The organism is Aeromonas sp. s6 (genome assembly GCF_040907815.1).
GTDB lineage: Bacteria > Pseudomonadota > Gammaproteobacteria > Enterobacterales > Aeromonadaceae > Aeromonas > Aeromonas caviae.
Genome location: NZ_JBFOCN010000013.1, coordinates 1 through 10,382 on the forward strand (window position 1 = coordinate 1; position 10,382 = coordinate 10,382).

Annotated in this window: 11 protein-coding genes and 1 pseudogene; 3 read left to right on the plus strand and 9 right to left on the minus strand. The window is 58.6% G+C overall.

Annotation, left to right across the window (positions count from 1 at the left end):
* Nucleotides 1-589: pseudogene (locus tag AB5Y50_RS00835) on the plus strand (IS5 family transposase); the annotation flags it as partial.
* A 173-nt stretch (nt 590-762) separates the two neighbouring features.
* Here AB5Y50_RS00835 and AB5Y50_RS00840 read toward each other — a convergent pair.
* The 7 genes from AB5Y50_RS00840 to AB5Y50_RS00870 form a co-directional block, all read right to left on the minus strand.
* The gene (locus AB5Y50_RS00840; RefSeq protein WP_161469689.1) at nt 763-2,052 is read right to left on the minus strand and encodes a methyl-accepting chemotaxis protein; all 1,290 of its coding nucleotides are present in this window, start codon (nt 2,050-2,052) and stop codon (nt 763-765) included.
* 562 nt (nt 2,053-2,614) lie between these two features.
* Nucleotides 2,615-3,598 (minus strand): MDR family oxidoreductase, encoded by a 984-nt coding sequence (locus AB5Y50_RS00845; RefSeq protein WP_319886974.1) that lies wholly within the window; start codon nt 3,596-3,598, stop codon nt 2,615-2,617.
* 52 nt (nt 3,599-3,650) lie between these two features.
* Nucleotides 3,651-4,286, minus strand: a complete 636-nt coding sequence (locus AB5Y50_RS00850) for a TetR/AcrR family transcriptional regulator (RefSeq protein ID WP_319886973.1) — start codon at nt 4,284-4,286, stop codon at nt 3,651-3,653.
* Between the two features lie 155 nt (nt 4,287-4,441).
* On the minus strand, nt 4,442-4,690 hold the full coding sequence (locus AB5Y50_RS00855) for a GlsB/YeaQ/YmgE family stress response membrane protein (RefSeq protein WP_043156234.1): 249 nt from the start codon (nt 4,688-4,690) through the stop codon (nt 4,442-4,444).
* Nucleotides 4,691-4,818: 128 nt separating this feature from the next.
* On the minus strand, nt 4,819-5,544 hold the full coding sequence (gene lpxH, locus AB5Y50_RS00860) for a UDP-2,3-diacylglucosamine diphosphatase (RefSeq protein WP_041213119.1): 726 nt from the start codon (nt 5,542-5,544) through the stop codon (nt 4,819-4,821).
* Between the two features lie 13 nt (nt 5,545-5,557).
* The gene (locus tag AB5Y50_RS00865) at nt 5,558-6,244 is read right to left on the minus strand and encodes a DUF4269 domain-containing protein (protein WP_161648110.1); all 687 of its coding nucleotides are present in this window, start codon (nt 6,242-6,244) and stop codon (nt 5,558-5,560) included.
* Entirely contained in the window at nt 6,234-6,731 is a 498-nt protein-coding gene (locus AB5Y50_RS00870; RefSeq protein ID WP_010675220.1) for a peptidylprolyl isomerase, read from the minus strand. The genes AB5Y50_RS00865 and AB5Y50_RS00870 overlap by 11 nt, the downstream gene beginning before the upstream one ends.
* A 191-nt stretch (nt 6,732-6,922) precedes the next feature.
* Between AB5Y50_RS00870 and cysS the strand changes: the two genes are divergently transcribed.
* Nucleotides 6,923-8,299 carry a cysteine--tRNA ligase gene (gene cysS, locus AB5Y50_RS00875; protein ID WP_161648111.1) on the plus strand — a complete coding sequence of 459 codons (1,377 nt, stop codon included), beginning with the start codon at nt 6,923-6,925 and terminating at the stop codon, nt 8,297-8,299.
* A gap of 249 nt (nt 8,300-8,548) precedes the next feature.
* Here the strand turns inward: cysS and AB5Y50_RS00880 are convergent, their stop codons facing one another.
* Entirely contained in the window at nt 8,549-8,908 is a 360-nt protein-coding gene (locus AB5Y50_RS00880) for a lysozyme inhibitor LprI family protein (protein ID WP_279987161.1), read from the minus strand.
* A gap of 95 nt (nt 8,909-9,003) precedes the next feature.
* On the opposite strand from AB5Y50_RS00880, the gene AB5Y50_RS00885 reads away from it, so the two are divergent.
* A complete protein-coding gene (locus AB5Y50_RS00885; protein WP_319886972.1) occupies nt 9,004-9,618 on the plus strand; it encodes a hypothetical protein in 615 nt (204 codons plus the stop codon).
* A gap of 106 nt (nt 9,619-9,724) precedes the next feature.
* On the opposite strand, the gene AB5Y50_RS00890 is transcribed toward AB5Y50_RS00885, so the two are convergent.
* Complete coding sequence (locus tag AB5Y50_RS00890; protein WP_336576134.1) at nt 9,725-10,330, minus strand: hypothetical protein; 606 nt, start codon at nt 10,328-10,330, stop codon at nt 9,725-9,727.
* Nucleotides 10,331-10,382: the final 52 nt, after the last annotated feature.

Sequence of the window (10,382 nt, forward strand, 5' to 3'; positions counted from 1 at the left end):
AAGGGCTCATCGATTTCGACCTGTGGTGCCTGGACGGCTCCAATGTCAGAGCATCCAAAGATGCTGCCGGTGCACGTAAAAAAACACCTCAATGAATCAAGCCCTTGGCCGTTCGCGGGGAGGTTTCGGCAGCAAAATTCACTTGGTCACGGACGGTCATGGCTTACCACTGAGCTTCTGCCTGTCACCGGGGCAATCAGCAGAAATCAGCTATGCAACAAGCGCGTTGGCCATGGCGAGGATACCAACGTCATCAGGTCGCTACCGAACACGGCCAGCGCATCTTGCCGCAGACAAGGCCTATAGCAGCAAAGCCTTTCGAGCCGAGCTACGGCGGAGAAGGATAAAAGCGGTCATTCCGCAACGCAGCGACCAGCAACGGCGCCATAAGGGGCGTCCATTGGTACTGGACAAGGTGCATTACCGCAGGCGCAATGTCGTGGAGCGGTGCTTCGGTTGGTTGAAGAAGTTTCGCCGGTTTTCAACGAGATATGAAAAGCTAGCCAAGAGTTTTGCAGCCTTTATCAAACTGGCTTTCTGCCTTCGCTACTTGCGCGAGTTATGTGTGGACAGAAAACCAGCATTTTGAGAACACAGCCTAGCAATAGTGGCCTTTTTGTTACTAGCTAATTGACAGCCAGAATGGCAGCGACCTGAAGAGTCGGTTCATCTCTTGAATCTGCACGTGCCAAGCTACTACCCCTGGTGTGAACATCAAAGAGCCTGCTCGATGGCAGGCTCCTGAGTGCTTCCCAGAATTCTCTAGAGTTCCGAGATGATGGTCGACACCTCTTCTGCTCCGTGTCTTATCTCCTCCATCACTTTTGCAACGTCATCGATCTGCTTTTGCCCGTGGATGGCGCCGTCTGCCGCGGACTGGATCTGCTCGCTGACCTGCCTGGTGAGCTGCTGATTCTGGCTGACGACATTGGCTATTTCGTTGGTCGATAGGGAGGTTCTTGCCGCCAGTTGACGAACTTCATCGGCCACGACGGCAAAGCCTCTGCCTTGTTCGCCGGCTCTCGCCGCTTCGATGGCGGCATTGAGCGCGAGCAGGTTGGTCTGGTCTGCAATGCTGCTGATGGTGGATACGATGGCGGTGATATTCTGGGATTGAGCGTGGAGCTTGCTCATCAAGGTGCTGGCATGTTCCATCTGCCTGACAATATTGTCCGAAGTGGAGACGACGGTGGTCAACATGTCCTCTCCTTTGATGGCGGAGGATTTGGTTGTGACAGATGTTTCATTTGCCACCTTAGCCACATGTTGTACGGCCTGATCTTTGCTGATCTGCGGGGTGATATTGGAAGCAAACTTGATGACCTTGATCACTTTGCCATGGCTGCCCCGCACAGCGTTATAGGTTGCCTCCAGCCAGACTTCATGGCCTTTTTTATCAAATCGCTGAAAGCGCCCCGATTTGAACGTACCCTGAGCCAGCTCCTGCCAGAAATCGGGATGTTCCCGATAAAACAGCTCATCACAAAACATGCGATGTTGATGGCCTTTAATTTCATCGAGTCGATAGCCCATGGTATCCAGGAAATTACGGTTGGCGGAAATAACAACACCAGTCGGTTCAAACTCGATGACGGCGAGGGAGCGATCCAGCGCCTCAAATATTGCTTTTTGAGTCATGAGCAGATCATGTTGCACCGTCACATCTGACGCTATTTTGATGATCTTGATTATTTTTCCGCCCTGGCTGACGGGGAAATAGGTGGCCTCCAGCCATATTTCCTTGCCTTGTTTGCCAACCCGGTGGAAGGTGCCATGCTGGCTGTGCCCATTTGCCAGATCTCGCCAGAATTCCCGATAGGAGGGAGAGTCGGTATCTTCTTTCATGCAGAACATGGCGTGATGCTGCTGCACGATCTCATTGAGGGAGTAGCCGACGGAATGAAGAAAAAGCGGGCTGGCATCGAGAATATAACCATCGGTGGTGAATTCAATCATGGGAAGATGATCGTGCATGGCATGATCCAGTGCCTCGCTTTTCAAGGCCCTCTCTCGTTCTGCTGCCAGCTCTTTTTTAAGTTTCGAGTCGAACATAAGTACACCCCAGCCAAGAAAATAGAATCATCCGACATCTCTTCGTTGACGAACCCTTCACACTTTCTGGGTATGAAGCGTCGTTTTGAGTGTAATGCACCCTGTCATTTGATTCGGGCTTTTCCATACAAAAAACAGGTTTAATACAAGGTGATGCGCCCTTTTTATATGCGGTGATAAATAAAACGTATTCCTATTCTGAATTATTTGTTCGATGCATCGATTGTTTAACGGGGGTCTGTCAGTGGGCAAGACAATGGTTCGCAGTCGTGGGCGAACAGGGCCTCATGTCGACGAATACGGGTATCCAGGGCAGGGGCTTGTCGGTGAGGAGTGACGGTTGTCTGCATCGATGGGGGAGGGGGCGCAGCGGGAAGGTGCTGCCTATAGAGATGTCTCGGTCCCTCTGTCCGGGAAACCTGCACTTGAGTGTTTGAACGCATCTGTTGCCCATTGTCATGGACGATGGGAAGGGGGGTGACGCTCCGTGTGGCTGCGAAATGCCCTGGAGAGGCTCGCCTGACCTGNTGGTCAGGCGAGCCGGCTCATATCGCGTCAGTCATCACCCCTGGACATTGACCAGGATCCGGCCGCGCACTTGGCCTGCCAGGAAAGCATTCCCCAGGGGCACGACCTGGGAGAGGGGCACTTCCCGGGTGAGGAGATGGAGGCGGGTCAGGTCGAGATCCTCGGCCAGTCGGGCCCAGGCCTGCTGGCGCAGCGAGCGCGGTGCCATCACGCTGTCGATGCCATAGAGGGTGACGCCGCGCAGGATGAAGGGCATGACGGTGGAGGGGAAGTCCATCCCTCCCGCGAGACCGCAGGCAGCCACGGCGCCGCCGTAGCGGGTAGTGGCGCAGGCATTGGCCAGGGTGTGGCTGCCGACGGTGTCGATAACGCCGGCCCAGCGTTCCTTGCCCAGCGGGCGTCCCGGCGTGGCCAGTTCGGCGCGATCGATCACCTCGGCGGCGCCGAGGGACTTGAGATAGTCGGCCTCGTGCAGCCGCCCGGTGGCGGCCACGACCCGATAGCCGAGCTTGGCCAGGAGGGTGATCGCCACGCTGCCCACGCCGCCGTTGGCGCCCGTCACCAGAATGTCACCGTCACCGGGGGTGATGCCGTGCTTCTCCAACGCCATCACGCAGAGCATGGCGGTGTACCCTGCGGTGCCGATGGCCATGGCGTCCCGGGGCTGGAAGCGCTCAGGCAGGGCGACCAGCCAGTCGCCCCGGACCCGTGCCCGCTCTGCCAGCCCGCCACTGTGGGTCTCGCCCACGCCCCATCCGTTGAGCACCACCTTGTCGCCGGGGTGCCAGTCGGGATGCTGGCTCTCCAGCACGGTACCGGCAAAGTCGATGCCGGGGATCAGAGGGAAGCGGCGTACCACGGGGGCGGCGCCGGTGAGGGCCAGGCCATCCTTGTAGTTGAGGGAAGACCACTGTACCGCCACGGTCACATCCCCGGCAGGCAATATCTCCTCGGAGAGGCTCTGGTAGCTGGCGCGATAACCCGCCTCGTCTTTCTCGATCAGAATACCGTTGAACATCTTGTCTACTCCCATTAATTGGACTGACTGACTATTAATCTTCGTAAAAAAACTATTTGGCCAAGGTCATGAAAAAGCGGAGAAAAGAGAGCATGGGCTCGGTATCGCCCACCAGGCGTGCGCGCAGTACGGCCCCTTCCCAGCCGATCCAGAACTGATGGGCGAGGGCAGGGCAGTCACATTCAGGGGGCAGCTCCCCCGCCGTCACGGCATCCCTCAGGCAGCGGGCGAGCAGCGCCTCCCAGTCGATGAGGATCTGCTCGAGGCGCAGGCGCAGATCGGGGGGCAGTTGCACCACCTCCTGACCCAGGTTGCCCACAAGGCAGCCCCGCTGGAACGCATAACGGGTCATGCCCCGGCAGGCGCTGTCGACGAAGGCGACAAGACGGGCCAGGGGAGGCAGGCTCTCATCCTCCAGATAGCGCGTCAGCTTGCGGCAGAAGTAATGGTGATAGGCATCCATGACCGCCAGGGTGAAGTCGTGCTTGGTGGCGAAGTAGTGATAGAAGGAGCCCTTGGGGATCCCGGTCGACTGCAATACCCGCTCGATGGAGGTGGCGGCGATGCCCTGTTCGGTCAGCAGCTCCATGCCCCGGCGGATCAACAGATCCCGGGTATCGGCATAGGTGTGCCCGTGCAGGGCAGGGCGACCGCGAGGGCGGCGGGGCAGAGCGTCGCTGGTTGGCATGGGAGTTATTAGACGCCTCTACTAGAAATGATGCAAGCCCGGCGCCGGGCTAAGGCTCGGGGGATGAGATCGGGTGGTCGCGGCAAGATGGAGCCAGCGGGGCAGAAAACAGCGAGGGCGCCACAGGCGCCCTCGCATCGATGGGTGGCTGGGTCTCAACTGCGCAACTTGTTGTAGACAAACAGCACGATCAGGGCGCCAACGGTGGCGATGATGATGCTCGGCAGGTTGAAGCCGGTGACCGTTCCCATCCCGAACAGGGTGCTGACATAGCCCCCCACCATGGCACCGACCACCCCCAGGATCACTGTCATGAAGAAACCGCCGCCATCCTTGCCCGGCATGATCCATTTAGCCAGGATGCCGACGATCAGCCCCAGTACCACCCAAGTAAGAAATCCCATGGTCATCTCCTCGTTATGTGCAGAGAACCAGAGTATATGCAGGGATCCTGCTTGTATCCCGCCACAGCACGGCGTGAGTCAGAAACGGTCTTATGAGACTCGCTCATGACCATGGCAGGCAGAGGGCCTCAGCCGAGCGCGCGGGTGTCGAGGCGCTGCCCGGCGGGGGAGCACACCAGCACCGACCCCTGCTCGAACCAGTCCCCCAGCACGATGCGCCGCGCCGCACGCCCATCCAGGGTGAAGTCGTGGATGGCGGGCCTGTGAGTGTGGCCGTGGATCATCAGGCGGCAGCCGTGCTGGCGCAGCATCTCGTCTACCGCCTCCGGGGTCACGTCCATAATGATCTGGCTCTTGTGGGCATTCTCCATCTGGCTCTGGCCGCGCATCTTGTGGGCGATGGCCTGGCGGCGCGAGAGCGGCAGGCGCAGGAAGAGCCAGCGTAGCCATTTGAGTTGTGTGATGCGGCGAAACTTCTGGTAGCCCTCATCCCGGGTGCAGAGCAGATCCCCGTGGCTCAGCAGCACCCGCTCGCCGTACAGCTCGATGACGCAGGGGTCGCCGAGCAGGGTCATGCCGGCCCGTTTGGCAAACTGGCGCCCCAAGAGAAAGTCGCGGTTGCCGTGAATGAAATAGAGGGGCACCCCCTGCTGGCTCAGGGCGAGAAAGGCATCGGCCACCTCGCGGTGGAGCGGGTTGGGGTCGTCGTCCCCAATCCAGAATTCGAACAGATCCCCCAGCACATAGAGGGCGTCGGCACCGGGCGCGTCTTCGGCCAGAAAGCGCACCAGGGCCGCCGTCATGTCGGGCCTGCCTTGGCTGAGGTGAATGTCACTGATAAAGAGGGTGCTCATGAGTTCCTGGGCATCATGGTAAGAGAGTCCCGCCTGGGGGCGGACAAGGCCTGTGACCTTGCTCGTCGAGCGGGTGGGGGAGGGAAGAGCAGCAGAGCCCCGCAAGGTTGACGCCCTCCAGGGTCAGCAACGCCTCGTAAGGGTCGCCGGACAGGCCCAGCAGGCGGCACATGGCCGCTTCCCCCTTGAGCCCTTCATCAACGCGCAGGCGCAGCACCTCCCGGTGGAAGGGGGCGCCAAAGCGCTCAAGCAGGGCGGCCATCAGGCTGAGGTGGCGCCAGCCATGACATGTCTCGAGGGGGTCAGGGGTGAGGTAGAGCTCGACTGGCCAGCACTGGCCATCTGGCTCGTGGCGTTGCTGCTCGGCGATCCAGACCTGTTCGCCCTTGCTTCGCACCTGCCAGCCTTGTGCGGCCAGTGTCGCGGCAAGGAAGGCCGGGTCCGGATGCTGGCAGAGGATGTCGAGATCGCTGCCGGGCCTATCCAGCCCGATGGCGATCGTGCTTACCAGGGCCAGATCGTTGCACAGGGGGCCAAGCTCATCCCACAGGCCGCCGCTCAGCAGGGCGTGGGCCGAGCGCTGACGTTCGTTGCCCTGGGCCAGATAGTCGAGGCGGCGCCAGTTGGGGGCGGCAGATGGAAAAACTGCGGCCGGGGCCGCAGTTGTGTCAGAGCCTGGCCGGCAGGGATTACTCGGCAAGGGTCACCTTGGTGATGACGACGTCTTCGGTCGGAACGTCCTGGTGCATGCGGCCGTAGTTGCCGGTCTTGACGCCCTTGATCTTGTTGACCACGTCCATGCCGGCGGTCACTTCACCGAACACGCAGTAGCCGAAGCCCTGGGTGGTGGCGGACTTGAAGTCCAGGAAGTCGTTGTTGTTCACGTTGATGAAGAACTGGGCGCTGGCGGAGTGCGGCTCCATGGTGCGGGCCATGGCGATGGTGCCGACCTTGTTGGACAGACCATTGGCCGCCTCGTTCTTGATGGGAGCGCGGGTCTCTTTCTCTTCGAAGCCCGGGGCATAGCCGCCGCCCTGGATCATGAAGCCGTCGATGACGCGGTGGAAGATGGTGTTGTCGTAGTGACCGTCACGGCAGTATTGCAGGAAGTTGGCCACGGTCTCCGGGGCTTTTTCCGCGTTCAGGGTCAGGGTGATGTCGCCGTGGTTGGTGTGCAGAGTAACCATGAGTTGTCCTTTCATTTTGACGCGGGCAGCAAGGTGCCCGCAGGTGTATGGCATAAAGTGGTGGCAATTCTAGCCCATCAGGGCCCTGCGGCATAGATGGCAGGGGGGAGAGGGGGCTTTTTCTGCCTCGTTTTCTATACCGGATGCGGTTAGAATGGCAGGCCATTTTACTCACAGGCAGTGGTCATAAGATGCTGAAGATATACAACACACTCACTCGTCAAAAAGAAGAATTCAAACCTATCCACCCGGGCAAGGTGGGCATGTATGTGTGTGGCGTCACTATCTATGATCACTGTCATATCGGCCACGGCCGTACCTTCGTCGCCTTCGACGTCGTCGCTCGCTACCTGCGTTATGCAGGGTACGACCTCACCTATGTGCGCAACGTCACCGACGTGGATGACAAGATCATCAAGCGCGCCGCCGAAACGCACGTGACCTGTGACGATCTCACCGAGCGCCTCATCGGCGACATGCACCAGGATTTCGACGCCCTCGGCATGGTGCGCCCGGACATCGAACCCCGCGCCACCCAGCACATCGGCGAGATCATCGCCCTGGTTGAAACCCTGCTGGAAAAAGGGCACGCCTACGTGGCGGACAACGGCGATGTGATGTTCATCGTCGACTCCTACGCCGATTACGGCAAGCTCTCGGGCCAGGATCTGGAGCAGTTGCAGGCCGGCGCCCGGGTCGACGTGGTGGATGCCAAGCGCAATCCGCTCGACTTCGTGCTGTGGAAGATGTCCAAGCCCGGCGAACCGACCTGGGACAGCCCCTGGGGCCCGGGTCGCCCTGGCTGGCACATCGAGTGCTCCGCCATGAACTCCAAGCACCTTGGCAACCACTTCGACATCCACGGCGGCGGCTCCGATCTGCAGTTCCCCCACCACGAGAACGAGATTGCCCAGTCCTGCTGCGCCCACGGCGGCGACTACGTCAACACCTGGATGCACAGCGGCATGGTGATGGTGGATAAAGAGAAGATGTCCAAGTCCCTTGGCAATTTCTTCACCATCCGTGATGTGCTGGCCCACTACGACGCCGAAACCGTCCGTTACTTCCTGATGTCCGGCCACTACCGCAGCCAGCTCAACTACTCGGAAGACAACCTGAAGCAGGCCCGCGCCGCCCTGGAGCGCATGTACACCGCATTGCGGGATCTGCCGCTGGCCGCTGCTGCCGGTGGCGACGAGCAGGTGGCCCGCTTCAAGGAAGCCATGGACGACGACTTCAACACCCCGGAAGCCTACTCCGCCCTGTTCGACCTGGTGCGCGAGATCAACCGCCAGAAGGGTGAAGACATGGCCGTGGCCGCCGGCCTCGGTGCCCGTCTGCGCGAGCTGGGCGCCGTGCTCGGCATCCTGCAGCAGGATCCGGATGCCTTCCTGAAGGGCAACGAAGCGGACGAAGAGGTCGCCGAGATCGAGCGCCTGATTGCCGAGCGCAACCAGGCCCGCGCCGACAAGAACTGGGCCGCGGCGGATGCCGCTAGAGCCCGTCTCACCGAGATGGGCATCGTGCTGGAAGACAGCGCCGGCAAGACCAGCTGGCGCCGTGCCTAAGGCCGGTGGCCTTGTTGGCGCCTAGGCCAACAGGTTGAGCCAATAAAAAAACCGCAGCCCTTGGGCTGCGGTTTTTGTTTGTGTCTCTTCCCTCGATACCTCTCAAGCCTCGGCGGCCTGAGTTCTGATCCCCTCTCCCCTTGTGGGAGAGGGTCAGGGTGAGGGGACTAGCGTCATTACTCACCGGAGTGCCTGCAAGCCGTCTGTTACTTGTCCCCAGTTCCTACCTGACCTGGTTGGCGCCTCTGATCATGGCTGGTCTGGCAATATGTTCAGGTCTTTGGTGCGCGCCTCGGTCAACTGGGTGAGACAACTGCTGTGGACCATGGGCGCCATTGAGCCCCCTTCATAGACGCCGGCCTCGTAGCGGCACTGGGCATCGCGAAAGGTGATCCAGGCCCGTTGCGCGGTTCTCAGCCTCTCCAGCTGTGCCTTCTCCAGGGAGGCAACCCGCTTTTTATAGGCGGCATTGAGCTTGGCATCGGCTCGCTGGTAATCCTGAAACGCACAGATGTTCATGTCGGTTTGTGTCACCGGCGCAGTACAATCCTGTTCGGCCTGAACGGCAGTGGTTGCCAGCAAGAGCAACAGGGCGGGATAGGGTCTCAAGAGGCAGTTCCTTTGTGGTCGGGAGAGGGCCAATATACGGCATAAACCGGCCCGATGGCGGCTCTGTTTTTCAAGAATAACAAGGAGATGACGTCATGAAGTTGAACTGGATGCCGTTTCTGGCCCTGCCTCTGCTGGTGTCCGGGCTGTCTGTGGCCGCCACTGCCCCCGATATGCAGGTCCAAGCCCGCGCCAAGGTGGCCCAGTTTCTCGACTGGGAGCGCCAAGTCAAACCGAGCGGCCTCTATCAGAGCGATCTTGGCGGCGCACTGCCAGGCATCGTCTCCCCCGAGCTGCTCTGCCTGCTCAATGCTGCCTCCAAGGCGCGGGAGATAGCCACTCGCGAAGCCCCGGACGAGAAGCCCCCCTTCGTCGAGGGCAACCCCTTCCTGCCCAATGCCTGGGATCACCTGCTGGGCTCGGAGATCCTCTCGTCGCGCGCCATCGCCGGCAGCCGGGATCGCAGCGAGGTCAAGGTGCGTTTCACCTTTGGCGAGCCGGGCACCCCGCTCGACACCCCCAGCGGCACCTACCGTTTTGTCAGTACCTATCTGGTACTGGAAGGGCCGCAAGGGGCCCGCATCACCGATATCGACGCTGGCGGCAGCTGTGACTTCTGCCAATCCGGCAGCCTGCGTGCCGCCCTCTATGAGACGCTCACCGCCTATCCCGCCGCAGGGGGAGAGCAGTGCAAGGGGTTGGGGAAATAGAAATCAGGAATATAAAAACCGCAGCCGAGGCTGCGGTTTTTATATTGAGATGAATGTGGTATTTTAAGGGGGTAGTAATTAGGATTTAAGTATGCTATTTAGATGACTAAGGTAAATACCACTCAACTAATTCTTGTATATGTGGCGAACTAAAAATAACATCTGGCTTAAACAATATATTTTCTTCAGAAATCTTATCGATATACTCTGATATTTCTTTTAGATCATCTGGTGGAAACCCATATCTTATTAATAGTGTGTGAGTAGTATTATTTGTTCCATACTTTAATAACTCAATCATTTTCAATGCGTTACTATCTTTTGTCGCACTATGATAAATATAAAATGCACCTATTAGTACATCCGATAGAGAGAATGCAATGACCGTATCGAGATAGTCGTAAGTATCGAAAACTATAGCATCATAGCTTACATCTTTTGCCTTGGTACCGTTTTGAAACAATGAATATGCCTTTGTTAAGGTGCTGTCTGGTAACTTATTCGCTGGCTGTGTAAATTTTGCAAATGCATTCCTATCACCATCGCGGTTAGATATATCGTTATACCGGAGCCCAACTATTTCCTTGAAAGGCCGGCCTCTAATCACGTTAAAGAAAATCACTATAGCTGTATTAAATACATTGAGCTCACCGTCAAATAATTCTCTCCCTAAATAACTGATCCCAATAGTGCTACACCTTCGCTGTGCCATAGCCATTCCCCGGGAAAGGAGACACGGTATCCATGAAGTGTTTCACTCGGGC